Genomic DNA, 23,453 nt, shown 5'->3' with positions numbered 1-23,453 from the left:
TGTCCGGCGGCGGACTACTTGGCGGTGGCCACGGCGGCGGCCAGCTTCGACAGCGGCTCGGCCAGCGCGTTCACGCCGTCCGAGAGCTTCTTGCGGTCACCCTTGCCGACCGTGTCGTACGAGACGAACCCGTCGGCGGACTTGTCGTCGCGGTGACCGTCGAGCAGCGCGCGGATCGCCGCGAACTGCTTGTCCAGCTCCTTGGCGAGCGCCGGCTCGTTCTTGCTGACGACCGGCTTGAGCAGCTCGTACGCCTTCTCGGCGCCCTCGACGTTGCCCTGGAAGTCCACCAGGTCGGTGTGGCTGTAGCGCTCTTCCTCACCGGTGACCTTGCCGGTGGCGACCTCGTCGAGCAGCTCCTTGGCGCCGTTGGCCATGCTGGTCGGGGTGATCTCGGCCTTGCCGACCCGCTTCTGCCAGTCCTTGAGGTCGGTGATCAGCCGGTCGGCCAGCTTCTTGTCGTCCCCGGAGATCTTCTTCTCCTCCCACAGGGACTTCTCCAGCTTGTGCCAGCCGGTCCACTTCTGGCCGTCGGAGATGCCGTCGGCCCGCACGTCGACCTTCGGGTCGATGTCGCCGAACGACTCGGCGACCGGCTCGGTGCGCTCCCAGCCGATCCGGGACAGCGCATAGGCCTTCTTCGCCGCCTCCAGGTCGCCGGCCTTGACGGCGTCGGCGAACTTCTGGGCCTTGGGCAGCGTCTGGTCGGCCTGCTCCTGCACGTACTTGCGGTACGCGGCGACCGCGGCGTCCAGCTTGGGGTCGTGCTTGGCGCTCGTGCCCTTGCCGCTGACCGTCACCTTCTGCCGGATGCCGTCGCCCTTCATGCCCGGCTTACAGGCTATTTCGTACGAACCGGGCTTGATCTCCGCGGTGATCTCCGCGTTCGTCCCCGGGCCGATGTTCTCCCGCTCGGTCACGATCCGGTCGCCCGGGGCGTAGACGTACACCTCGGTGACCTTGGAGCCCTTGTTCTCCACCGCGAGCCGCACATGCCCGGCCGGGAACTCCTTGGTCGACAGCTCGCAGCCGCGGTCGGTGGCGGTCACCTTGACCGTGTCCTTCCCGCCTCCCTTGCCGTCGTTCTTCGCGGCGCAGCCGGCGACGGCCGTGACGGCCGTGGCCGCGGCGAGGGCGGCGACGGCGGAGGAGCGAAGGGCTCGCATACGGGGCTCCAAGCGGGTTGGGCGGAGAAACGGTGCACAGGAACGGTAAACAATGGCCTGAGCCACCACTAAGGCGGCCCTAACTTATCTGAGGCTTACCTACTTCTGCCCACCCTGTCCAGTGATCCCGCTCTCATCCGCAACGGCCCCATCACGGAACGGTTATGCCTCGGTCAAGGTAAGACCCCCATGCCGGGACTGCCCATGACGGCATCGATGCGCCCCCCTCGCCCGCACGGCGGAGATCCATCCGTGGGCGCTAGTTAGGTTAGCCTTACCTAACTACCCATCTCTTCGGGGGTGCTCCATGACGCCGTTCCCGCCGACCGTGACCCGCGCCCGGGTGCTCTGCGCCGGTCTGCGCCGGGCCCTGGTCCGCGCGGTCTCACCCGGCCCCGCGGTTCAATGTCCCGATGACCGCATACGACGTACTCCGGGTGTTCTGCGGACCGAACGGCGCCGGGGGCAATGAACTGGCGGTGGTACGGGACGGGGCGGCGCTCCCCGACCCCGCCGCACGCGCCGCCCTCGCCGCACAACTCGGCTACAGCGAAACGGTGTTCCTCGACGACCCGGACCGAGGTGTCGTCGACATCCACACGCCGAGCGTCCGGCTCCCGTTCGCCGGATACCCGCTCGTCGGCCTGGCCTGGCTCCTACGGGACACGGGCCGGCCACCGCGTACGCTCCGCCCGCCGGCCGGTGAGGTCGCGGTGAGCTTCGAGGGCGACCTGACCTGGGTCCGGGGCCGCCCGGAATGGGTGCCGCCGCGCCGGACCGAACGCCTCGCCTCGGTCACCGAGGTCGACGACCTGCCCGCCCCGCCGCCGGGCGACGGCTGGCTCTACGCCTGGGCCTGGCAGGACGAACCCGCCGGCGTGGTCCGCGCCCGCGGCTTCCCGCGCCGCGGCGACAACATCGCCGAGGACGAGGCGACCGGCGCCGCCGCCATGCTCCTCACCCACCAACTGGCCCGCCCCTTGACGATCCATCAGGGCGCCGCGTCCCAGATCTTCACCCGCCTCCACCCGGACGGCACCCTCGCGGTCGGCGGCCGGGTGCGGCGGGTGGCCTGACGGCGATCTGTCGAGTCAGCGATTGACTTCCTTGGCGATCCGCAGGAATTCGTCCCGGGTCATGAGGGGATCGCCCGCCTCAACGGTGACCGTGTATCCCTTGTCGGCCCAGGTGGCGGATCGGCTGCCGCCGGGACGCTCCTGAAGGTGGGCCGGGCGCCCGTTGAGGGATATCGCGGTTCCGTTCCCCCGCGGAATCTCGCCCGGCTTTTCCGTGATGCTTACGTATCCGGCCTGCCCTCCCTTGTCGCGGTTCCGCTGGTACGTGGTCGTCCAGCTGGGAGTCCGGGCCCTGGTGTAGGGCGGGTCGGAACGGCCGCCCGGGGCAATGACGTTGTCCGCCGGGGTGTAGCCGGGCGGCAGGTAATGAGGGCGCTCGAGGCGCGAGGCGTCAAAGGGAATGATGGCGGACCGGGTGACCGCATCGGTCATTTTCTTGCTGCCGACCGGTTCCGCGAGCGTGGTGGCGACCAGACCGTCGTGGCGGTCGTCGCACACGGTGTCCCGGGTAAGGAAGGACTGCCGTTTCCTGGTGAGCGTCAGTTTGATGGTGTGGGCGGTTTCCTGCGCCTCCAACTGAGGCTTGTCTTCGCAGTCCGTCCAGTCGACGGGTGTGGTGAGCGTACGGCCGTCACCGCTCAGGAGGACATCGCCGGCCACGGCTGTCTCTTGGAGGCGTGAGTGGTCCCATACGGCCCAGCTGACCGCGGCCGCGACAAGGCAAGCCACCACGGACAGGAGCCATACCGTGCGGCGACGTCGCACATCATTTCGGGGCACGGTCACTCACTTCGTGGAGAGGGTGGGCGGGGTGCCGGGGCCGATCGTGGCAGCTTGGCGCGCAAGAGGGGAAGAGCGGTGGGCCGGTGGATGAATGACCCACCGCTCAGGCGCCTCACAAGGTCACGAGAGTCCATCCGGTGTTGTGCAGGGTTTGGTAGACCGGTACGTAGTACACGCCTTGGAGGCACCAAGGCGTTCTGATGTGCCCGTCGAGGACGGTGTCCTTGTTCAGCGACGAGGGACAGGTGACCGTTCTGTCGAGAGCCGTGATCATGCCGCGCGCTTCATCCGCCGTGTAGTTGTTCACGCCGGCGAAGACCGGTCCGCCGCTGTCGCCATTGACCGCCGCGACTCCGCCGGGGGTCAGGCCGGTGGCGTAGGCGAGGTCGGTGAGGGGGCGGTAGGACCCGTCTCCGCCCACGATTCCTATGTCGGTCTTTGCGACCCGGACGTTGCAATGGACGCCCGAGTTCGCACCGTCGGCGCACACGTAATCCCCGACGTTGTTGTGCCCCCACCTGACGACCGGTTTGGCGTATCCGTCCCGCCGGGTCGCCGGTCCGTCGTACAGATACGGTCCGGCCTGCCCGGACGGCAGGTGGATTCCCTGTGCGTCGTCCGGAATGGAGACCTCGGCGGCGTCATTGCCGCCCACGACGTCGCCGCCTTCCCACGTCCGCCAGATGCCGTTGCCGCCTCGGGAACAGTGCCGGGCCGCCATGAGCAGGTAGTCCCCGTCCCTGTTCCTGACGCTGAACGACCCCGAGCAGATGCCACCTCCCGGATTGCGCAGCGCCGATGCTCCGAACCACGGGGAGGAGTCGTGCTGGCGGTTTCCGGTGGTGGCGGACAGGTCCTCACTGAGCGGCTGGTACGTGGCGACGGTGTGGATTCCCGTCATGCGGTCCGTGAGTTTCTTGACGGCAGTGGACCTTTCCCGGCGGTCTCGCTGGGACAGCGGGTCGGTGGCATCACGCCTGCCTCGCCCCCGGTCCTCGTCGTAGCCGATCTCCAGGCTGCTGCCGTCGGGGCTGGGACCGATGCTGGTGACGCGGATCGATGCCTTCCGCGGGTCAAGACGAAGCGTTACGGGCTTTCCGTCCCGGAGCATTTTGTTCCGGGCTTGGTGGAGCTCTTGTTTGGAGTAGCGGGCGTGAACGACCTCTGCCGTGACCCCGTCGGGCAGATGGGCGAGGATGTGCCGGACACGCTGCGACGGGGCGCCCTTCCAGAAAAGGCGCAGGTGGTTTTTATCGGGGTCGACATGGACGTCGGTGAAACCCGGAATATGGGACCGGTCGGATTCGGATAATCGTTGGGTGATGTCACCGGCTATCTTGTCGAGTGTTTCCTGCTTCTTCATGGTGCTTCCGGCAGTCTGATCCGCTGCGCCGGCGGGTGATGTCACCGCCAGCGGGACCGATGCGACCAATGCTGCGAGAGGCAGCGCGATCGCTGACCACTTCTTCCCTCTTCCCCTAGCGGCCTTCAAAGAATCCCCCCTGGTTTCCACCCATGATTGGCATGATCATGATGTTGCCTGAGGGGCGGGTGAACAATGAGGGAATCGGCCCCTCCGCGGGGGAAGTCGGCCAGTCGGCCGGCGAGGCGGCTCACGCGCTGAGCGGGAACTCCTCGCTCAGCGCTTGGAAGACCGCGCTGTTCAGGCGGAAGGCTCGGCGGCATTCGTCGATGACGCGTTGTTTTTCGACGTCGTCCACCGGCAGGGCGTCGAGCAGGGAGCGGTAAGTGCGCTTGAAGGCGGCGGGGTTGGTGATGTCTTCGAAGACGTAGAAGCGGACGCCGTCGCCCTTGCGGGCGAAGCCCCAGGTTTTCTCGGCGGTGCCGCGGATGATCTGGCCGCCGGAGAGGTCGCCGAGGTAGCGGGTGTAGTGGTGCGCCACATAGCCGGCCGGCCAGTTGTGGGCGCAGTCCGTGACGCGGGCGGCGTAGGCGGCGGTGGCCGGCAGGGGCTGCAGGCCACCGCGCCAGGACGGGCCGCCGAGGTGGGCGAGGTCGCGTTCCAGCTCGGGGATGCGGGCCAGTTCGGGGCGGAGGAACGGGCCCGCCACCGGGTCGCCGGCCAGCGCCTCGGTGGCGTCCTCCAGGGCGCGGTAGACGAACCACAGCTGCTCGGTGTAGCGCCGGTAGGCCGTGACGCCGAGCCGGCCGCCGAGGAGGTCGCTCATGAACGAGGAGTTCTCGGCCTCGGTGTGCTGCGCGTGGGACGCGGTCCGGATCGCCGTCGAGAACGGGGTGGACGGTGCGGACGGGGTGGGCACGTCGGGCGCGGCGGGCGAGGGGTGCGGGGCCGGGCTGGACGGTTCCACGACGGACCTCCGGGGCCGAGGGGCGTGCGGACGAGTGCGGCCGGGTGTGGAGCAGGTGCGCACGGGTGCGAGCGGGCGCGAACGAGTGGGGACGGGGCGCGCAGGGTTTTACCGACGTGCTGTCGGTAAATCAGTGTAGGTCCTTTCCGACGGGCTGTCGGTAAAAATTCTGCCAGGCCCGCGCCCCGGGCGCGAGGCGGCCACCGTGCCGGGGCCGCCGCCCCGCCGCGGGTCCCTGGTCAGGGGAGGGTCAGGATCTCCGCGCCGGTCTCCGTGACCACCAGGGTGTGCTCGAACTGCGCGGTCCGCTTGCGGTCCTTGGTGACCACGGTCCAGCCGTCCGCCCACATGTCGTACTCGTGCGTGCCCAGCGTCAGCATCGGCTCGATGGTGAAGGTCATGCCGGGCTTGATGTCGGTGGTGTGGTGCGGGCTGTCGTAGTGCGGAACGATCAGGCCGGAGTGGAACGACGAGTTGATGCCGTGACCGGTGAAGTCACGGACCACGCCGTAGCCGAAGCGCTTGGCGTAGGACTCGATGACCCGGCCGATGATGTTGATCTGACGGCCCGGCTTGACCGCCTTGATCGCGCGGTTGAGCGCCTCCTGCGTGCGCTCGACCAGCAGCCGGGACTCCTCGTCCACCTCGCCGCACAGGTACGTGGCGTTGTTGTCGCCGTGCACACCGTGGATGTACGCGGTCACGTCCAGGTTCACGATGTCGCCGTCCTTGAGGACGGTGGAGTCCGGGATGCCGTGGCAGATGACCTCGTTGAGCGAGGAGCACAGTGACTTGGGGAAGCCGCGGTAGCCGAGCGTGGACGGGTAGGCGCCGTGGTCGCACATGAACTCGTGGGCCACCCGGTCCAGTTCGTCGGTCGTCACGCCGGGCTGGATGTGCTTGGCGGCCTCCGCCATCGCCTGGGCGGCGATCCGGCCGGCGATCCGCATCCGCTCGATCGTTTCGGCGTCCTGCACCTCGGGCCCCGTATAGGGCGTGGGCGCGTCCTTCCCGACGTACTCGGGGCGCGCGATCGAGGCGGGGACGGGACGGGTGGGGGAGATCTTCCCCGGGACAAGAAGCGACTGGCCAGACATGCCAGCGAGTGTATCCGCGGGCCGTCGGGCAGGATGGTGGCACGGAGTACCCCAAGGAGGCGGCGATGGCGCTCTTCAAGAGGCGGACGGTCGGAAAGCCGGGCGAGTGGTTCTACTGCCTCAAGCACGGCACGGTCGAGGAGGGCCCCCAGTGCCGCGCAGCCGACCGCTTCGGCCCGTACGACACCCGCGAGGAGGCCGCGCACGCCATGGAGACCGCCCGCGAGCGGAACCTGGAGTGGGAGACCGACCCCAGGTGGCACGACAAGGCCGGGGACGGGACCCGCGAGGAGGACTGACCGGCGGCCGAGCCCGCTCCAGCCGCGGCCTCTTGTCCCGTCGGGGGCCGCGAGGAGGACTGACCGGTGGCCGCTGGTCCTGTCCGGGGCCGCGAAGGACTGACCGGTGGCCGCTGGTCCTGTCCGGGGCCGCGAGGAGTCTGGTCCCGTCCGGGGGCCCGCGCCCGCTAGGCGGTGAGGGCGTCGCCGGTCTCGGGGGTGGTCGGGGCGGCGGCCCGGCGCTCGCGCATACGGCGGGCGTGCTCGTCGGTCCGCGCGTCGTACGCCATCAGCTTCGGCAGGCCCAGCGCGAGCAGCCCGACCCCGGCGAAGCACAGCAGGCCGCCCAGGGACACCGACGCCCGTACGCCGGTCAGGGCCGCCATCCCGCCGACCCGGACCTGGCCCAGCTGGGGGCCCGCCGAGTACGACAGCAGCTCGATACCGGCCAGTCGGCCGCGCAGCTCGTCGGGGATGGTCTGGTTCCACAGCGCCGAGCGGAAGATGCTGCTGATCATGTCGCAGGAGCCGGCCAGCGTCAGGCAGAGCAGCACCAGCCAGACGTTGCGCAGCTGCCCGGCCGCGGCGACGGCCAGCGCCCAGCCGGCCGCCGCCAGCGCGATCGCCCGCCCCTGCCGGTGGATCCGGGAGGTCCAGCCGCTGGTCAGGCTGACCAGGCAGGAGCCGGCCGGCAGCGCCGCGTACATCAGGCCCAGCGCCCAGGGGGCGCCGAGCTCGTCGGCGAGGAACGGGAAGATCGCCAGCGGGAAGGCGAAGAGCATCGCGGTGAGATCGATCGCGTAGGTGCCGAGCAGTTCCTTGCGGGACCAGGCGTAGCGCGCGCCCTCGGCGATCGCGCGCAGGGACGGCTTCTCGGCGTCGTGCGCGGCGGGCGACGGGGCCAGCCGTAGGGACAGCAGCAGCGAGCCGGCGTAGGTGGCCGCGTCGATGCCGTACGCCCAGGACGGGCCGGCCCAGGCGAGCAGCCCGCCGGCCAGTGCCGGGCCGGCGATCGCGCCGACCTGCCAGCGCAGCGAGTTCAGCGCGGCGGCCGCGGCGAGCTGGTCGTGCCCGACGATCCGCGGCACGATCGCGTCCAAAGCGGGACGCTGCAGACCCGTGAGCGCGCTGGACGCCGCCGCGCTCGCATAGAGCGGCCAGACCGCCGGATGCGGCAGCAGGCTGTTGAGCAGCAGTCCTCCGGCGATCACGCCGAGCGCGGCCTCGGACCCCACGATCAGCCGGCGGCGGTCCACGGCGTCGGCGAGCGCACCGCCGTAGAGCCCGAAGACGATCAGCGGCACCAGCTCCACCGCGCCCAGCGCCCCGACCGCGACGGTGGAGCCGGTCAGCTGCTTGAGCTGCAGCGGCAGGGCCACGAACGTCAGGAAGCTGCCGAAGACCGTGATCGCGCCGGCGCACCACATCAGCCGGAAGTCGCGCGAGGACCGCCACGGGGCCAGGTCCGGCAGGAGGGAGGCGAGCCGCCGCCGGGGTGACGGCGCGGGCGGGAGCGGGGGGTCCTCGGAGGTCACGAGGGTCCATCGTGCGGCGCGGGGCGCGGGGCCGCAAAGGAATTTCGGGGGGCGGGGTGGGCGGGGTGGGCGGGCTCGTGGGTGCCCACGGGTGTCCACGGGTGTCCACGGGTGCCCGCAGGCCCACAGGGGCCATGCGGCGCGGGGGTACGGGGCCGTGGGCCACGGGGCGGGGCCACGGAGCGGGGCCACGGGGCGCGGAGGGGAGCCCCTCGCCCCTCGCCCCTCGCCCCGCCCCGGCTACCAGCGCGGTGGTGGGGGAGCGGTCAGTTCGTCGGCGAGGCGGGCCAGGCGGTCGCGGAAGCGGCGGCGGCCGCGGGGCGTGGGCAGGCTGTTCTCGCCGGCGGCCGCGCTCACCAGATGCTGGACCGTGTCGAGGTCGAGGCCCTGGGTGCGGATGTCCTCGGGATCGGGACAGGGAGCGTGATCGGGACCGCGATCGGGGCCGGGACCGGGACCGGGGTGGCCGGGAGCAGGGCCGAGGTCAGGACCGAGGTCACGGCCGGGTTCTGGACCGGTGCCGGCGCCGGTGCCGCGGCCGGTGCCGGGACCGCTACCGGGCTCGTCGTCTGCCAGGGGTGCCGACGCGGTCAGGGCGTCGTGTGCGAGTGCGTGCAGATCGCGGTCGCCGCCGTCCAGGGCGAGCACCGTGGCACCGTTGCGGCGGGCGTCGTGCACCCGCTCCAGCAGTTCCGCGCCCGGCCGGCCCGGTGCGACGACCAGCAGCGTCTCGCCCCGCCCGGCCGCGGCCAGCCGGCCCGGTCCGACGGCCAGATGGGCCGGGGCGCCGGCCGGGACGCGGTGCCGTACCAGCGTCGGCGACAGCTCCGGCAGCCCGGACCAGGCGGCCTCGTCGTCCAGATGGGCGGCCAGATGCCAGGGCTCGTACCCGGCGCCGCCGACCAGCAGCAGTCCGCCGCCGTGCGGGGCGACGGCGGTGCGCAGCGACCCGGCGAACCGCCGGGTGGCCTGGATCCACTCGGTCCCGGCGAGCACCTCACGCAGCAGGGCGACCCGTACGGCATCCATGGCCCGGATCCTCCCGCAGCGCCCCGGCAGCTGGTTGCCGCTTCAACCGATGTCACCCGTACGGGCCACCGGCGCCAGGCCGGCGGCGGTCAGCCGACGTCCTACCTCCCGCACCGACTCCTCGCTCAGCGGCAGCTGCGGGCAGGCGGTGGTGCCGTGCTCGATGACGCCGAGCAGCCGCAGCGCCGCCTTGAAGGCGCCGAGCGCCGAGGAGCTGCGGCCCATCTCGGTCTCCGGGCCGGCGTCGACCATCCCGAACAGCGCGACCAGCCGCTCCTGTTCGGCCGCCGCGCACTCCCAGTCGCCGGCCCGCGCCGCCTCGTAGAGGCGTACGTAGCCGGCCGGATCGACGTTGCCCAGCCCCGGGACGACACCGTCCGCGCCCGCCAACAGGGCGCCGTCCACGGTGAGTTCGGAGCCGGTGAGGATCGTGAAGGCGGGGGCCGGGCCGGTGCGGCGGCCGGTGCGGCCGCCGAGCGCCACGAGCAGCCGGCGCAGCGCGCCCTCGTCGCCGCTGCTGTCCTTGAGCCCGGCCAGCGTGCCGTCCTCGGCCAGTTCGCGCACCACGGTGGGGGTGAGCCTGCTGGGGACGGCCATCGGGATGTCGTAGGCGAACAGCGGGCGGTCCACGGCCGCGCGCAGGTGGCGGAAGTGGGCGGCGATCTCCCGGGGGTGGGTGCGGGTGTAGAAGGGCGCGGTGGCGACCAGGGCGTCGGCGCCGAGCGCGGCGGCGGTACGGGCGTGGTCCAGGACGCGCGGGGTGGTGGTGTCGATGACACCGGCGAGCACCGGAACCCGGCCGTCCGCGGCCTTGATGACGGTCTCCAGGGCGGTGGCCCGCCGCTCGTCGGTGAGGTAGGCGACCTCGCCGGTGGACCCGAGGGCGAACAGCCCGTGCACCCCGCCCGCGACGAGGTGGTGCACCAGGCGGGTCAGGGAGGCGGTGTCGACCTCGCCCCGCGGGTCGAGCGGGGTGCAGACCGGGGGGATGACGCCGTGGAGAGGTCCGCGAAGAGAGCCGTGGAGCGGGTTGCGGAGGGGGCCGTGGAAAGGGGGTGGCAGGGCCATGGCGGGCTCCGGGTGGTCGCGAAACACATAGGACATGGGATGTCCTATGTCAGAGCACAATAGACCTGTTCACAGGCGGTCGGAAGGATCCGCCGGCCCGGCGGGGGCGGGTCGGACGGGGGTCCCCCCTGCTCCTTGGAGAGCTTGGATGGGGGTCCCCCCTGCTCCTTGAGAGCTTGGATGGGGGTCCCCCCCTGCTCCTTGAGAGCTTGGGGGAGGTCGGCGGCGGGCAGCGGTGCGTTGCGGGAGAGGAAGAACCCATGGCACGAGGGACGATGTCGGAGGAAGTGCAGGCGCAGATCAAGCAGTTGATCCTGCGGCGCAGACTGGTCCCGGGCGACCCGCTGCCCACCGAGGCCGAACTGGTCGACCTGCTCGACGTCAGCCGCAACTCCGTGCGCGAGGCGCTCAAGGCCCTGCAGGCCATGCGCATCGTCGAGATCCGGCACGGCTTCGGCACCTACGTCGGCCCGCTCACGCTGGAGCCGTTCGTCGAGGGCGTCGCCTTCCGCGCCGCGGTCCGCCACCACCAGGGCGAGCCGAGCCTGTACGAGCTGATGGAGGTCCGCGAGGCGCTGGAGGCCGGCCTGATCGCCGCCGTCGCGCGCCGGCTGCCCGCCGAGGACCTCACCGTCCTCAAGGGCCTGGTGCAGCGGATGGCGGAGGAGGCGCGCGGCGGCATGGTGCAGAGCGCCACCGACCGGGCCTTCCACCTCGCCCTGTACCGCTCGATGGGCAACCACCTGCTGAGCGAGGTGCTGGACGCCTTCTGGGCGGCGCTGCGCCGGGTGCGCGAGGACCTCTCCGACGACCGCTCCGACCCGGAGCTGACCTACCGTCAGCACAAGGAGATCGTCGAGGCGCTGGAGGCCGGCGACGGCGACCGGGCCGTGGAGGCCATGCACCGGCACTTCGACGGCATCCGGCGCCGGCTGGCCGAGTAGCCCCGGGAGCGGCCCGCCCCGGTGGTGCGGGCGGCGGCGCCGGACCGTGTCCCGCGCCCGCCCGTTCACCGTGATGTCACGCTCCGTCAGCCCGTCCGTTGCCGACGCGTCAAGGCGTCATGTGCGCTGCCTTGACGGTCAGTTGGGCGCTCCCTATGGTCCCCAGGACAAGGGACATCCTACGTCCTTGCCCTCTGGGGGTGACCCATGGCGTACGAGAGCTCGGAGCCGGAGTGCTCGGTGCCGTACCGGGCCGGGACCGAGGGGTACACGAGCTTCCGGATCCCTGCCGTGGTCCGCGCGCGCTCCGGGACGGTGCTGGCCTTCGCCGAGGGCCGGATCTCCTCGGCCGCCGACACCGGTGACATCGACACCGTCCTCAAGCGGTCCCCCGACGGCGGCCGCACCTGGGGCCCCCTCCAACTGGTCACCCGTAACGGCACCGGCACCGGCACCGCCGGCAACCCCGCCCCCGTCGTCCTGGCCGACGGCCGGATCGTGCTGCTCACGGTCCACAACGCCGCCGACGCCACCGAGGACCGGATCCGGCGAGGCGAGGTCCCGCCCGCCGACGGCCGTCGGATCTGGCTCCAGCACAGCGACGACGACGGCACCAGCTGGAGCCCGCCCCGCGAACTCACCGACCAGGTCAAACCGCCGTACTGGCGCTGGTACGCCACCGGCCCCGGCCACGCCCTGCGGCTGCGCCACGGCCCGTACGCCGGCCGGCTGCTCGTCCCCGCCAACCACTCCACCCCGCCCGACGACCCGGACGGCACCGGCACCGAACCCCGCTGCTACGGCGGCCACGCCCTGCTCAGCGACGACGACGGCGCCACCTGGCGGATCGGCTACCGCGACCGCGACACCGACCCCACCGTCGCCCCCAACGAGACCACCGCCGCCGAACTCCCCGACGGCACCGTCTACCTGAACACCCGCAGCCAGGCGGCCGCCGCCTGGCACCGCGCCGACGCCGTCTCGGCGGACGGCGGTGAGAGCCTGGTGACCCCGTTCCGCCCGCAGGCCGGGCTCGCCGGCCCGGTCTGCCAGGGCAGCGTGCTCCACCTGGACGACCGCGGCACCCTGCTCTTCTCCGGCCCCGCCCACCCCGCCGCCCGCGCCCTGATGACCTTGCGCGCCAGCCGCGACGCCGGACTGACCTGGCGGACCGTGCACACCGTCGGCGGACTCCCGGCCGGCTACTCCGATCTCGTCCGCCTCGACCGCGACACCGTCGGACTGCTCTACGAGACCGGCGACTTCAGCGCGTACTCGACGATCACCTTCCGCCGCATCCCCGTGGAGGAGCCGGCATGACCCGTAACCCCGTGCCCCACCTGCCCCGTATGCCCCGCAGAACGGTCCTCGGCGGGGCGGCCGCGCTCGCCGCCGGCCTCACGCTCGACGGCTGCGGCGACGGCGGGGACGGCGACGCCGACGCGCCCCGGGAGCGCAAGAAGGGCCAGAAGATCACGCTGACCTTCTGGTCCTGGGTGCCGGGCATCGACAAACCCGTCGACCTGTGGAACCGCAAGAACCCCGACGTCCAGGTCAAGGTCGAGAAGGTCTCGGCCGTCAACGGCGAGCAGTACGCCAAGATGCACGCCGCCATCAAGGCCGGCAACCCGCCCGACCTCGGCCAGATCGAGTTCCCGGTCGTCCCCAGCTTCCTGCTGGACAACGGGCTGCTCGACCTCGCCCCGCTCGGCGCCGCCCGCCACAAGGACAAGTTCTTCGGCTGGCAGTGGCAGCAGTCCGTCTTCGGCAAGGCCGTCTACGCCATCCCGCAGGCATCCGGCCCGATGGGCCTGTTCGTCCGCCAGGACCTCTTCGACAAGTGGGGCCTGAAGGCTCCTGGAACGTGGGACGAGTACGAGGCCGCCGCCAAGGTGATCCGCAAGAAGGGCGCCTGGATCGAGACCTTCGCCCCCACCAACGGCAACCGCTTCTCCGGCCTCGCCTGGCAGGCCGGCGCCAAGTGGTACGCGAACCACGGCGACACCTGGATCGTGCACATCGACGACGAACCCACCCGCAGGATGGCCGACTACTGGGAGTCCCTGGTCAGGCAGAAGCTCGTCAAGACCATCCCGGACCGCCAGAACGCCTGGTACAAGGACCTCCAGACCGGCGACATCACCGCCTGGGTGGGCGCCAGTTGGGGCGACGCCCTGCTGGTCGGCAACGCCCCCGGCACCAAGGGGAAATGGCGGGCCGCACCGCTGCCCCAGTGGAAGGCCGGCGGCCAGGTCTTCGCCAACTGGGGCGGCTCCACCACCGCCGTCTTCGCCAAGGCGAGCTACCCCAAGGACGCGCTGGACTTCGCGGTCTGGCTCAACACCGACCCCGAGTCGATCGCCCTGCTGATCGCCGGCGGCTACGGCTTCCCCAGCGCCAAGAAGGGCTACACCACCGACGCCCTCGACGTCGACAAGCCCTTCTTCGGCGGCCAGTCGTACAGCAAGATCTTCGCCGACGCCGGGGCGCACGTCGACACCAGCTGGCGGTGGGGGCCCGGTGTCGACACCCTCTACCAGCGGCTCGGCGACGCCTTCACCGACGCCCTCGCCGACGGCAGTTCCTTCCGCTCCGCCCTCGCCAAGGTGCAGCGCCAGACGCTGTCCGACCTCCAGGGCAAGGGCCTGAAGGTGGAGAGCGGCGGGTGAGCCGGGACACCCTTCGCCGCACCGCGCCGGACACCGCCCGGCGGCCGGACCCGTCCGGCCGCCGCCGGCACCGGGTCTCCCGCACCGAGGCCCGCAACGCCCGCGCCGCCGCCGGCTTCGTCCTGCCCTTCCTCGCCCTCTTCGGCCTCTGCTTCGTCGCCCCCATCGTGTACGCCGTCCAGCAGAGCCTGCACCGCACCGAACGCACCGGCCCGCTCGGTCTCGGCGGCCGCGAACACGAGGCGTTCGCCGGCCTCGCCAACTACGCCCACGCGCTCGCCGACGACCGGTTCCTGGCCGGCTTCGGCCGGGTGCTGCTCTTCGGCGCCGTACAGATCCCGCTGATGATCGCGCTCGCCACCACCCTCGCGCTGCTCCTGGAGAGCGCGAGCGCCCGCGGCATCGCCTTCTTCCGCAGCGCCTTCTTCCTGCCCTACGGCGTGCCCGGAGTGATCGCCTCGATCCTCTGGGGCTTCCTCTACGTCCCCGGCATCAGCCCGCTGGTGAAGATCGCCGACGCGGCCGGCTGGGACGTCGACTTCCTCTCCCGCGGCACCGTCCTGTGGTCCATCGCCAACATCGTCACCTGGCAGTTCACCGGCTACAACATGCTGGTGCTGATCGCCCAGCTCAAGGCCGTACCCGGCGAGCTGTACGAGGCGGCCCGGATCGACGGCGCCTCCGCCTGGCAGGTCGCCCGGCACGTCAAACTCCCGCTCATCCGCCCCGCGCTCGTCCTCACCACCGTCTTCAGCATCATCGGCACCCTCCAGCTGTTCGCCGAGCCGATGGTGCTGCGCCCGCTCGCCTCGTCCATCGACTCCGGCTTCACCCCCAATCTGAACGCCTACAGCGAGGCGTTCGTCGGCAACAACCCGCATGTGGCGGAGGCCGAGGCGGTGCTGCTGGCGCTGGTGGCGTGCGTGCTGTCGTTCGGCTTCCTGCGGCTGGTCGGCGGCCGTACGAAGGAGCGACGCCGATGACCCGGCCCACCGCCCGCGCCCGGACGACCCTGCCGCCGGTCCGCTACCGGATCATCACCGCCTCCCTGCTGACCGTCGCCGCGCTGTACTTCCTGGTGCCCGTCTACTGGCTGGTCGTCTCCACCACCAAGAACAGCGCCGAACTCTTCGGCACCTTCGGCTTCTGGTTCGCCGGCCACCCGGACCCGCTCGGCCACCTCGCCGACGTCCTCACCTACGACCACGGCATCTACGCCCGCTGGTTCGCCAACTCCCTGCTCTACGCCGGGATCGGCGCGGTCTGCGCCACCCTGCTGTCCGCCGCGGCCGGCTACGCGCTGGCCAAGTTCCCGTTCCCCGGCCGGGAGGCGGTCTTCAACCTCGTCCTCGCCGGCGTCCTCATCCCCGGCACCGCGCTCGCCCTCCCGCTGTACTTCCTCTTCAGCGCGATGGGCCTGGCCAACACCTACTGGGCGGTGCTCATCCCGAGCGTGGTCAGCCCGTTCGGGGTCTACCTCTGCCGGATCTACGCGGCCGCCGCGGTCCCCGACTCGCTGCTGGAGGCGGCCCGGATCGACGGCGCGGGCGAGGCGCGGATCTTCGCGGGTGTGGGCCTGCGGCTGATGACCCCGGCCCTGGTCACCGTCTTCCTGTTCCAGTTCGTACACATCTGGAACAACTACTTCCTGCCGCTGGTCATGCTCTCCGACTCCGACCTCTACCCGATCCAGCTGGGCCTGACCAGCTGGACCGGCTACGCGGACCGGCAGCCGGTGCTCTACCAGTACACGGTGGGCGGCGCGTTCCTCTCCGTGGTGCCGCTGATGGTGCTGATGACCGTCCTGCAGCGGTACTGGCGCACGGGGCTGACGGAGGGCAGCGTCAAGGCGTGACCGCGCCGTGGTGCGCCGCAACGGCGTGACAGGATCGCTGTCATGACTACTCCTGACGATGCGCAGTCCCCGAACGCCGCGACCCGCGCGAAGGCCGCCCTGCGGCGCGACCCCTGGGACCTCCCGGACATCTCCGGCCTCGTGGTCGGCGTCCTCGGCGGCACCGGCGACCAGGGCCGCGGCCTGGCCTACCGGCTCGCCCGGGCCGGCCAGAAGGTGATCATCGGGTCCCGGGCCGAGGAGCGCGCCCGGACCGCCGCCGAGGAACTCGGCCTCGGCATCGAGGGCGCGGAGAACGCGGAGTGCGCGCGGCGCAGCGACGTCGTGATCGTCGCCGTGCCGTGGGAGGGTCACGCCAAGACGCTCCAGGCCCTGCGCGAGCCGCTGGCCGGCAAGCTCGTGATCGACTGCGTCAACCCGCTGGGCTTCGACAAGAAGGGCGCCTACGCGCTGAAGCCGGAGGAAGGCAGCGCGGCCGAGCAGGCCGCGGCGCTGCTGCCGGAGTCCCGGGTCACCGCGGCCTTCCACCACCTCTCCGCGGTGCTGCTCCAGGACCCCGAGGTCGAGGAGATCGACACCGACGTCATGGTCCTCGGCGAATCCCGCGCCGACACGGACCTGGTCCAGGCACTGGCCGCGCGCATCCCCGGCATGCGCGGCGTCTTCGCGGGGCGGCTGCGCAACGCGCACCAGGTGGAGTCGCTGGTGGCGAATCTGATCTCGGTGAACCGTCGGTACAAGTCCCATGCGGGGGTCCGTCTTACGGACGTGTAGCCCCACGTACTTGGCTTTCCCGCCGCGGGGCGTCTCGCCGTTGCGCCTGCGGCGGGCTGGGTGTTTTTGGGTGCGGTGACGGGCCTCTGGGGCCTTGTTCGTGGACTGCTTCGCTTTACGTCCACGAACAAGGCCCCTCCGGCCCGTCCCCTCCCGTGAGAGGGGAAGTTAAGGGCGGTGGGGGTGGGCGTCAGGGGTGAGCGGGGTCACGTCCGTCGTGGCGACGAGGGCCGGCCAAGGTCGGTGACCGTTATGGGGGACACTGGGAGGGACCGCCTACCCCGACAGGAGTCGATTCCATGCCCCGCCTCGCTCTCATGGCCCTCGCCGTGTGTGTTCTCGCTGTTGCCGCCGCCGTCGTTTCCTTCGTGCAGGGCAGCTTCGTGGGGATCGTGTGGGTGTTGCTGGCCGGTATTTCCAGCAACATGGCGTGGTTCTACCTGCGCAAGGCGAAGATGGAGCGGGAGCAGCGGGCCGCGACCTCCGGCTGAGTCACTGCTGGCCCTGCCAGAAGCGGAAGAGCTCCTGGCCGAGGTAGGTGTCGAGGCGGGACACGCCCAGCGCGCGCAGCACCGTGTCAACCAGGCCGAAGAAGGCCTGGTTGACCTCGGGGACCCAGAGCAGGCCGAAGACCGCCAGCAGACCGAAGAGCGCGTACGGCTCGATCTGGCGGCGCAGTGCCGGGGACAGCCAGGGCTCGATCACGCCGTAGCCGTCCAGGCCGGGGACCGGCAGGAAGTTCAGGATCGTGGCGGTGACCTGGAGCAGCGCGAGGAAGGCCAGCGCGAAGCGGAACGCGGCGGGGACGCCGGAGAGGCCGTTGAGCCAGAACGGGGCCGTGCAGATCACCGCGAAGGCGGCGTTGGTCAGGGGGCCGGCCGCCGAGATCAGGCTGTGCCGCCAGCGGCCGCGGATGCGGGCGTGCTCGATGTAGACCGCGCCGCCCGGCAGGCCGATCCCGTTCACGATCAGGAAGATCAGCGGCAGGATGATGCTGAGCAGCGCATGGGTGTATTTGAGCGGGTTCAGGGTGAGATAGCCCCGGTCCGCCACCGAGATGTCGCCGCTGTGCAACGCCGTGCGGGCGTGCGCGTATTCGTGCAGGCAGAGGGAGACCACCCAGCCGGACGTGACGAAGAAGAAGACCGCGACGCCGGTGTGCGTGGCGAGCGTTCCCTTCCAGACGGCCCAGCCGGACACCGCGAGGACGGCGACGAGCGCGAGGAAGACCGGGCTGATGCGCCGGTCGGCGCGCCGGATGGCGGTGGTCATGGTGCGGGCTCCCGGGGACGGTCTCGGCAGGGGCAGCCCCGACCGTAACCGCGCCGGGGCGGACCGCGCACGGGTGTCGCCGGAGCCGGTCGTCGCCCGGAACGGAAACTCGGTGCAAAGCGGCCGCGGCGCTGAACGACAATGGGCCGGTGCGCTATGCAATTCTCGGCACCGCCCAGGCCGACCGCCCCGACGGCACCCCCGTGGCCCTCGGTGGCGCCCGCCTGCGCGCGCTGCTCACCGCCCTCGCCCTCCGTCCGGGCCGGGCGCTGCCGGCCGAGGCGCTGATCGCCGACGTCTGGGGCATGGACCCGCCCGCCGATGCGTCCGGCGCCCTCCAGGCGCTGATCGGCCGGCTGCGGCGGGCCCTCGGGCACGCCGCGATCGCCTCGGTCGACGGCGGCTACCGGCTGTGCGCCGAGCCCGACGCCGTCGATCTGCACCGCTTCGAGCGGCTCACCGCGGACGGTGGCCGGGCGCTCGCCGACGACGATCCGGCCCGGGCCGCGGAGCTGTTGGACGAGGCGCTGGGGCTGTGGCGCGGCCCGGCGCTCGCCGACCTGCCGGACGCGGGGACCGAGGCGGCCCGTGCCGAGAGCCGCCGGCTGGACGCCCAGCGCACCCGCCTCGCCGCCGACCTGGCCCTCGGCCGGGCCGACCGGGCGCTGCCCGCCCTCCTCGCGCTGTGCCGGGAGCACCCCCTCGACGAACCCCTCCAGGCCCTGCGGCTGCGTGCGCTGCGCGCGGCGGGACGTACCGCGGAGGCCCTGGCCGCCTACGAGGAGATACGCACCGGCCTCGCCGACCGCCTCGGCGCCGACCCCGGCCCCGAGTTGCGCGCCCTGCACGCGGAGCTGCTGCTGGGCGAGGCGGACGGGCCGGTGGCGGCCGTGCGGACCGAGCCGGCGGCCGCGCCCGCCGGGCGCGGACCCGGCAACCTCCGGGCCCGGCTCACCTCCTTCGTCGGCCGGGACGCCGACCTCGCGGCGATCCGGTCCGATCTGGCCGAGCACCGGCTGGTGACCCTGCTGGGACCGGGCGGGGCGGGCAAGACCCGGCTGTCGCAGGAGGGCGCCGAGAGCGCCGCCGCGGCCCGGCCGGAGGCCTGGCCGCACGGCGTCTGGCTGGCGGAACTGGCGCCGGTGGACGATCCGCAGACCGTTCCGGAGGCGGTGCTGACCGCGCTGGGCGCCCGCGAGACCGTCGTCCGCGGCACCACCGCCGAAGGGCTGCGGGCCGCCGCCGACCCGACCGCGCTGGACCCCCTCGGCCGGCTCGCCGAGCACTGTGCCGGACGCCGGATGCTGCTGGTCCTGGACAACTGCGAGCATGTGATCGGCGCCGCCGCCGCGCTCGCCGAGCGGCTGCTGGCCGACTGCCCGGGCGTCACGGTCCTGGCCACGAGCCGCGAACCGCTGGCCGTACCGGGCGAGGTGCTGCGGCCGGTCGAGCCGCTGCCGGACCCGGTCGCCCTGCGGCTGCTGGCCGACCGGGGCGCCGCCGCCCGCCCCGGCTTCCGGATCGACGACGACCCGGCGGCCTGCACCGAGATCTGCCGCCGGCTGGACGGTCTGCCGCTCGCCATCGAACTCGCCGCCGCCCGGCTGCGGTTGCTCGCCCCCCGTCAGCTGGCCGACCGGCTCGACGACCGCTTCCGGCTGCTGACCAGCGGCAGCCGCACCCTGCTGCCCCGGCAGCAGACCCTGCGCGCGGTGGTCGACTGGTCCTGGGACCTCACCGATGAGCCCGAGCGGGCGGTGCTGCGCCGACTGTCCGTCTTCGCCGGCGGCTGCGACCTGACCGCCGCGGAGGAGGTGTGCGCGGGCGACGGCGTCGCGGAGTACGAGGTCGCCGGGCTGTTGGGCGCACTGATCGACAAGTCGCTGGTGGTGGCCGCGCCGGCCCCCGACGGACAGATGCGCTACCGGCTGCTGGAGACGGTCGGGGAGTACGCCGGGGAGCGGCTGGACGAGGCGGGGGAGCGGGCCGGTGCCGAGCGCCGGCATCTCGTCGCCTACCGCGAACTGGCCCGTACCACCGACCCGTTGCTGCGCGGCCCCGGCCAGGGCGTGGCCATGGAACGGCTGGAGCTGGAGCACGACAACCTGCGCACCGCGCTGCGCCGGGCGGTCGCGGCCGGGGACGAGCAGGAGGCGCTGTGCCTGGTGCTGTCCCTCCAGTGGTTCTGGTCGCTGCGCGACCACCGCAGCGACGCCCGGCACTGGGCCATGGCGGCCGGCGAGCTCGGCCCCAACCCCTTCCTGCCGCCCGTCGAACCGGCCCCCGCCCTGCACCGGCGGCCCATCGACGCCCCGCCGCCGATGCCCCCCGAGCAACTGGCCGAGGCCCGCCGCGAGGTCCGCCTGGTCGCGCTGGCCAGCACGGACAGCGACATCCAGGCCCTGCGGGACCCGGACATGCAGGAGCAGCTCACCGGGATGCTCGACGCCTACCGCCCCGGACTGCCGCAGACCTGCAAGGTGCCCGGCGTGATGTGGTACTACGCGGTGCTGCTCACCGGGCAGTACGACGAGCTGGCGGAGCTGATCGACAGCGCGGTGACGGCCTGCCGCGACCACGGCTACGAGTGGGAGCTCGCCTACGTCCTGCAGATGCGCTCCAAGATCCTCAACGACCGGCCCGGCGGGCTGGCCCAGGCCGCCCGCGACGCCGACGAGGCGCTGCGGATATTCCGCACGACGGGCGACGCCTGGGGCTCGGCCGAGGCGCTGTCCGGCCGCGGCGAGACCCATGAGAAGCGCGGGGCGTACGAGCTCGCGGCGCGCGACTACCGGGCGGCGATGGTGCACGCCGAGGAGGTGGGCGCGCACGGCCAGACCCTGCTGCTGCGCTGCCGGCTGGGTGCCGTGCTGATCGAGGACGGCCAGGCGGAGACCGGGGAGCGGATGCTGCGCGACGTGCTGGCCGAGGCCGCGAGGGGCAACACCGACCGGGACACCGAGCCGTACGCCCGGCTGACCCTCGCCATGTGGCTGTCCGTGAGCGGGCGGCGGCAGGAGGCACGGGCCGAACTCCACGCCGTGCGCGAGCTGTTCGCCCCGCGCGCCCCGGACCTCTTCGGCGGGCTCCTGGAGTCCTCGCTGATCTCGCTGGACATCGAGGAGGGCCGCACCGAGGGCGTGCTGCCGCGCTTCCGGGCGGCCCTGGCGCAGATGCAGGACCAGCTGACCCAGATGATCGCCCCCGACCTGCCGGTGATCCACCTCCTCACCGGCGCACGGGTGCTGATGGCCGTACGGGGCCAAGCGGCGGGCCGGGACGCGGCGCGGCTGGTCGGGGCGTACGACGCGCTGCGGGCCAGCAGCCACGTGCCGAACCTGGTCATCCGCGACGACCGGGCGCGCACCGAGGAGGCGGCGCGGAAGATGCTGGGCGACGACGCCTATGCGCGTGCCCACGCCGAAGGCGGTGACCTCTCTCTCGAAGAGGCCACCGCCCTCATCTGACGCGAGCCGGGCGGAGGCTGCTGCCCCGCAGGGACGCCCCCTGCGGGGCGTGCGTCAGGTCTTCTTGCGGAACTTCGCGACCGCGAGCGGCATCGCGACGGCCGTGATGGCGACCGTCCAGCCCAGCGTGATCAGCGCCGGGTGCGCCACCGCGCCCTGGCCGTTGAGCAGTGCCCGGGCCGCGTCCGCCAGCGTGGAGAGCGGGTTGACCTTGGTGAAGCCCTCCAGCCAGCTGGGCATCGACGTCGGCGGGGCGAAGATCGACGAGCCGAACTGCAGCGGCATCAGTACGATCATCGCCATGCCCTGCACCGCCTGAGGGGTCTTCACCGAGAGCCCCAACAGGATGAAGATCCACATCAGGGCCGCGCCGAAGGCCGTGGACAGCAGGACCGCGGCGAGGAACTCCAGGGCGTTGCCGCGGATTTCGAAGCCGAGCAGGAAGCCCATGCCGAGCAGGATCGCGGTGGCGATCAGCATCCGGCCGATCTCCACGACGATCTTGGCTATCAGGACCGACGAACGGGCGATGGGCATCGTCCGGAAGCGGTCCATCACGCCCTTGCGGAAGTCCTCGTTGACGCCGGAGCCGACCGCCATGGCGATGTTCATGCCCATCATCGCCATCATGCCGGGCACCAGCCGCTGGATGTACTCGTGCTGGTTGCCCTTGCCGGCTATCGCACCGCCGAAGACGTAGGTGAACAGCAGGATGAAGATGACCGGCATCAGCAGGACGTCGAACATCGACTCCGGGTCCTGCTTGATCTGCAGGGCGTTGCGCCGCACCAGGGCACCGATGTGCCGCAGATTGCCGCGCAGCCCGATCCGGCCCTCGTCCGCACCGGTCCCGGCGAGCGGCGCCGTCATGGTCACGGCACTCATGCCGACACCTCCGCGTACTGCTGGTCTTCCGTCAGGTCCTGCGGCTCCGGGGTGCCGGAGGTCTTCTGGCCCGTGATGGCCAGGAACACCTCGTCCAGGCTGGGCAGATGGGTCGATATCCCGGCGAGCGCGAAGCCGCGGCCGCCGAGCACCCCGATCACCGCGGTCAGCTGCTCGTCGCTGATGATCGGTACGTTGACCACACCCCCGTCGTGGTCAGCCGTCGCACCGGCGATGCCGTCCAGTCCCGCCTGGGCGATCGCGCCGACCATCCGGTCCAGTTCACCGGGGTCGGCCGGACGGATCTGCAGGGTGCGCCCGCCGACCTTGGCCTTCAGCTCGTCGACCCGGCCCTCGGCGATCACCCGGCCGCGGTCGATGACCGTCAGCTCGTCCGCCAACTGCTCGGCCTCTTCCATGTATTGGGTGGTCAGCAGGACCGTGGCGCCCTCGCGGACCATCCGCTGGACCTCCTCCCACACCTCGTTGCGGGTGCGCGGGTCCAGGCCGGTGGTCGGTTCGTCCAGATAGAGCACGGCCGGCCGGCCGATCATCGAGGCGGCGAGGTCCAGCCGGCGGCGCATACCGCCGGAGTACTTGGCCGCGGGCCGTTTGGCGGCCTCGGTCAGCGAGAACCGCTCGAGCATCTCGTCCGCGCGGGCGCGGGCGTCCTTACGGGAGAGGTCGAGCAGCCGCCCGATCATGTAGAGGTTCTCCCAGCCGGAGAGTTTCTCGTCGACCGAGGCGTACTGCCCGGTCAGGCCGATCGTGCGGCGCAGCGCGCGGGGCTGGCGCACCACGTCGTACCCCGCCACCACGGCACGGCCGGCGTCCGGCACCAGGAGGGTGGACAGGCAGCGCACGAGCGTGGTCTTGCCGGCACCGTTGGGGCCGAGCACGCCGAGTACGGTGCCTTCCTTCACGTCCAGGTCCACCCCGTCGACGGCCTTGACGTCGCCGAAGTGCTTGACCAGACCGCGCACCTCCACGGCGTTCCCGCCCTTGGTGGTCATCGTCTGTCGCGTCATGCCGTCAACGGTGCCAGGCACCACCGACAACGCACCGACAATTCGCCTACAGCGGTGCCGCCCACGTACTTGGCTTTCCCGCCGCGGGGCTCGCTCGCCGTTGCGCTTTGCGGCGCCGCGTACGTTGTCGGCTGTCCCGCCGCGGGTCATCTCGCCGTTGCGCCTGGCGGCGGGCGTGGTGTTTTTGGGTGCGGTGA

Annotated in this window: 21 protein-coding genes; 10 read left to right on the top strand and 11 right to left on the bottom strand. The window is 72.0% G+C overall.

Annotated features, from left to right (window positions below; genetic code table 11):
- Positions 1–14: 14 nt before the first annotated feature.
- A complete protein-coding gene (gene efeO, locus ACFV1J_RS36600; RefSeq protein ID WP_385865663.1) occupies positions 15–1,166 on the bottom strand; it encodes an iron uptake system protein EfeO in 1,152 nt (383 codons plus the stop codon).
- A gap of 413 nt (positions 1,167–1,579) precedes the next feature.
- Between efeO and ACFV1J_RS36595 the strand changes: the two genes are divergently transcribed.
- A complete protein-coding gene (locus ACFV1J_RS36595; RefSeq protein WP_385865662.1) occupies positions 1,580–2,242 on the top strand; it encodes a PhzF family phenazine biosynthesis protein in 663 nt (220 codons plus the stop codon).
- Positions 2,243–2,257: 15 nt separating this feature from the next.
- On the opposite strand, the gene ACFV1J_RS36590 is transcribed toward ACFV1J_RS36595, so the two are convergent.
- The 4 genes from ACFV1J_RS36590 to map all read right to left on the bottom strand — a co-directional run bounded on the left by ACFV1J_RS36590 (position 2,258) and on the right by map (position 6,452).
- Positions 2,258–2,902: a hypothetical protein gene (locus ACFV1J_RS36590; RefSeq protein ID WP_385865661.1), complete on the bottom strand. Its 645-nt coding sequence runs from the start codon at positions 2,900–2,902 to the stop codon at positions 2,258–2,260.
- A 235-nt stretch (positions 2,903–3,137) separates the two neighbouring features.
- On the bottom strand, positions 3,138–4,388 hold the full coding sequence (locus ACFV1J_RS36585) for a hypothetical protein (protein WP_385865660.1): 1,251 nt from the start codon (positions 4,386–4,388) through the stop codon (positions 3,138–3,140).
- 250 nt (positions 4,389–4,638) lie between these two features.
- A complete protein-coding gene (locus tag ACFV1J_RS36580; RefSeq protein ID WP_385865679.1) occupies positions 4,639–5,307 on the bottom strand; it encodes a heme oxygenase (biliverdin-producing) in 669 nt (222 codons plus the stop codon).
- 287 nt (positions 5,308–5,594) lie between these two features.
- Positions 5,595–6,452: a type I methionyl aminopeptidase gene (map, locus tag ACFV1J_RS36575; RefSeq protein WP_385865658.1), complete on the bottom strand. Its 858-nt coding sequence runs from the start codon at positions 6,450–6,452 to the stop codon at positions 5,595–5,597.
- Between the two features lie 65 nt (positions 6,453–6,517).
- Here map and ACFV1J_RS36570 point away from each other — a divergent pair, with 65 nt between their 5' ends.
- The gene (locus ACFV1J_RS36570; protein WP_385865656.1) at positions 6,518–6,751 is read left to right on the top strand and encodes a hypothetical protein; all 234 of its coding nucleotides are present in this window, start codon (positions 6,518–6,520) and stop codon (positions 6,749–6,751) included.
- A gap of 167 nt (positions 6,752–6,918) precedes the next feature.
- Here ACFV1J_RS36570 and ACFV1J_RS36565 read toward each other — a convergent pair whose 3' ends face one another.
- From ACFV1J_RS36565 to ACFV1J_RS36555, 3 genes are all read right to left on the bottom strand, one after another.
- Positions 6,919–8,265, bottom strand: coding sequence for an MFS transporter (locus ACFV1J_RS36565; RefSeq protein WP_385865655.1), 1,347 nt, complete (start codon positions 8,263–8,265; stop codon positions 6,919–6,921).
- Positions 8,266–8,505: 240 nt separating this feature from the next.
- Positions 8,506–9,294, bottom strand: a complete 789-nt coding sequence (locus tag ACFV1J_RS36560) for a hypothetical protein (protein WP_385865654.1) — start codon at positions 9,292–9,294, stop codon at positions 8,506–8,508.
- Between the two features lie 42 nt (positions 9,295–9,336).
- Positions 9,337–10,362 carry a dihydrodipicolinate synthase family protein gene (locus ACFV1J_RS36555; RefSeq protein ID WP_385865677.1) on the bottom strand — a complete coding sequence of 342 codons (1,026 nt, stop codon included), beginning with the start codon at positions 10,360–10,362 and terminating at the stop codon, positions 9,337–9,339.
- A 260-nt stretch (positions 10,363–10,622) separates the two neighbouring features.
- Here ACFV1J_RS36555 and ACFV1J_RS36550 point away from each other — a divergent pair, with 260 nt between their 5' ends.
- From ACFV1J_RS36550 to ACFV1J_RS36520, 7 genes are all read left to right on the top strand, one after another.
- Positions 10,623–11,306, top strand: a complete 684-nt coding sequence (locus ACFV1J_RS36550; RefSeq protein WP_385865652.1) for a FadR/GntR family transcriptional regulator — start codon at positions 10,623–10,625, stop codon at positions 11,304–11,306.
- A gap of 207 nt (positions 11,307–11,513) precedes the next feature.
- On the top strand, positions 11,514–12,626 hold the full coding sequence (locus tag ACFV1J_RS36545) for an exo-alpha-sialidase (RefSeq protein WP_385865650.1): 1,113 nt from the start codon (positions 11,514–11,516) through the stop codon (positions 12,624–12,626).
- Positions 12,623–13,975 (top strand): ABC transporter substrate-binding protein, encoded by a 1,353-nt coding sequence (locus tag ACFV1J_RS36540; protein WP_385865648.1) that lies wholly within the window; start codon positions 12,623–12,625, stop codon positions 13,973–13,975. The genes ACFV1J_RS36545 and ACFV1J_RS36540 overlap by 4 nt, the downstream gene beginning before the upstream one ends.
- Positions 13,972–14,958 carry a carbohydrate ABC transporter permease gene (locus tag ACFV1J_RS36535; protein WP_385865646.1) on the top strand — a complete coding sequence of 329 codons (987 nt, stop codon included), beginning with the start codon at positions 13,972–13,974 and terminating at the stop codon, positions 14,956–14,958. Before ACFV1J_RS36540 ends, ACFV1J_RS36535 begins: the two co-directional genes overlap by 4 nt.
- A complete protein-coding gene (locus tag ACFV1J_RS36530) occupies positions 14,955–15,830 on the top strand; it encodes a carbohydrate ABC transporter permease (RefSeq protein ID WP_385865644.1) in 876 nt (291 codons plus the stop codon). Before ACFV1J_RS36535 ends, ACFV1J_RS36530 begins: the two co-directional genes overlap by 4 nt.
- 42 nt (positions 15,831–15,872) lie before the next feature.
- Positions 15,873–16,604 carry an NADPH-dependent F420 reductase gene (gene npdG / locus ACFV1J_RS36525; protein ID WP_385865642.1) on the top strand — a complete coding sequence of 244 codons (732 nt, stop codon included), beginning with the start codon at positions 15,873–15,875 and terminating at the stop codon, positions 16,602–16,604.
- A 299-nt stretch (positions 16,605–16,903) separates the two neighbouring features.
- The gene (locus ACFV1J_RS36520; protein WP_385865641.1) at positions 16,904–17,095 is read left to right on the top strand and encodes a hypothetical protein; all 192 of its coding nucleotides are present in this window, start codon (positions 16,904–16,906) and stop codon (positions 17,093–17,095) included.
- Position 17,096: 1 nt separating this feature from the next.
- Here ACFV1J_RS36520 and ACFV1J_RS36515 read toward each other — a convergent pair whose 3' ends face one another.
- Complete coding sequence (locus tag ACFV1J_RS36515) at positions 17,097–17,876, bottom strand: site-2 protease family protein (protein WP_385865640.1); 780 nt, start codon at positions 17,874–17,876, stop codon at positions 17,097–17,099.
- A 149-nt stretch (positions 17,877–18,025) separates the two neighbouring features.
- On the opposite strand from ACFV1J_RS36515, the gene ACFV1J_RS36510 reads away from it, so the two are divergent.
- Positions 18,026–21,343 (top strand): BTAD domain-containing putative transcriptional regulator, encoded by a 3,318-nt coding sequence (locus tag ACFV1J_RS36510; protein WP_385865639.1) that lies wholly within the window; start codon positions 18,026–18,028, stop codon positions 21,341–21,343.
- 54 nt (positions 21,344–21,397) lie between these two features.
- Here ACFV1J_RS36510 and ACFV1J_RS36505 read toward each other — a convergent pair whose 3' ends face one another.
- Entirely contained in the window at positions 21,398–22,228 is an 831-nt protein-coding gene (locus ACFV1J_RS36505) for an ABC transporter permease (protein WP_385865638.1), read from the bottom strand.
- Positions 22,225–23,256, bottom strand: a complete 1,032-nt coding sequence (locus tag ACFV1J_RS36500) for an ATP-binding cassette domain-containing protein (RefSeq protein ID WP_385865637.1) — start codon at positions 23,254–23,256, stop codon at positions 22,225–22,227. Before ACFV1J_RS36500 ends, ACFV1J_RS36505 begins: the two co-directional genes overlap by 4 nt.
- Positions 23,257–23,453 lie beyond the last annotated feature (197 nt).

Source organism: Streptomyces sp. NPDC059649, from assembly GCF_042734445.1.
Lineage (GTDB): Bacteria > Actinomycetota > Actinomycetes > Streptomycetales > Streptomycetaceae > Streptomyces.
The sequence above is the reverse complement of the archived record's forward strand: the minus strand, read 5'-3'. Positions and strand labels throughout refer to the sequence as shown.

What these genes read in the sequence shown, in the direction of transcription:
- efeO (WP_385865663.1), bottom strand. Translation starts at nt 1,166, where the DNA reads ATGCGAGCCCTTCGCTCCTCCGCCGTCGCCGCCCTCGCCGCGGCCACG.
- ACFV1J_RS36595 (WP_385865662.1), top strand. Translation starts at nt 1,580, where the DNA reads ATGACCGCATACGACGTACTCCGGGTGTTCTGCGGACCGAACGGCGCC.
- ACFV1J_RS36585 (WP_385865660.1), bottom strand. Translation starts at nt 4,388, where the DNA reads ATGAAGAAGCAGGAAACACTCGACAAGATAGCCGGTGACATCACCCAA.
- map (WP_385865658.1), bottom strand. Translation starts at nt 6,452, where the DNA reads ATGTCTGGCCAGTCGCTTCTTGTCCCGGGGAAGATCTCCCCCACCCGT.
- ACFV1J_RS36570 (WP_385865656.1), top strand. Translation starts at nt 6,518, where the DNA reads ATGGCGCTCTTCAAGAGGCGGACGGTCGGAAAGCCGGGCGAGTGGTTC.
- ACFV1J_RS36560 (WP_385865654.1), bottom strand. Translation starts at nt 9,294, where the DNA reads ATGGATGCCGTACGGGTCGCCCTGCTGCGTGAGGTGCTCGCCGGGACC.
- ACFV1J_RS36555 (WP_385865677.1), bottom strand. Translation starts at nt 10,362, where the DNA reads ATGGCCCTGCCACCCCCTTTCCACGGCCCCCTCCGCAACCCGCTCCAC.
- ACFV1J_RS36550 (WP_385865652.1), top strand. Translation starts at nt 10,623, where the DNA reads ATGGCACGAGGGACGATGTCGGAGGAAGTGCAGGCGCAGATCAAGCAG.
- ACFV1J_RS36545 (WP_385865650.1), top strand. Translation starts at nt 11,514, where the DNA reads ATGGCGTACGAGAGCTCGGAGCCGGAGTGCTCGGTGCCGTACCGGGCC.
- ACFV1J_RS36540 (WP_385865648.1), top strand. Translation starts at nt 12,623, where the DNA reads ATGACCCGTAACCCCGTGCCCCACCTGCCCCGTATGCCCCGCAGAACG.
- ACFV1J_RS36530 (WP_385865644.1), top strand. Translation starts at nt 14,955, where the DNA reads ATGACCCGGCCCACCGCCCGCGCCCGGACGACCCTGCCGCCGGTCCGC.
- npdG (WP_385865642.1), top strand. Translation starts at nt 15,873, where the DNA reads ATGACTACTCCTGACGATGCGCAGTCCCCGAACGCCGCGACCCGCGCG.
- ACFV1J_RS36520 (WP_385865641.1), top strand. Translation starts at nt 16,904, where the DNA reads ATGCCCCGCCTCGCTCTCATGGCCCTCGCCGTGTGTGTTCTCGCTGTT.
- ACFV1J_RS36515 (WP_385865640.1), bottom strand. Translation starts at nt 17,876, where the DNA reads ATGACCACCGCCATCCGGCGCGCCGACCGGCGCATCAGCCCGGTCTTC.
- ACFV1J_RS36505 (WP_385865638.1), bottom strand. Translation starts at nt 22,228, where the DNA reads ATGAGTGCCGTGACCATGACGGCGCCGCTCGCCGGGACCGGTGCGGAC.
- ACFV1J_RS36500 (WP_385865637.1), bottom strand. Translation starts at nt 23,256, where the DNA reads ATGACGCGACAGACGATGACCACCAAGGGCGGGAACGCCGTGGAGGTG.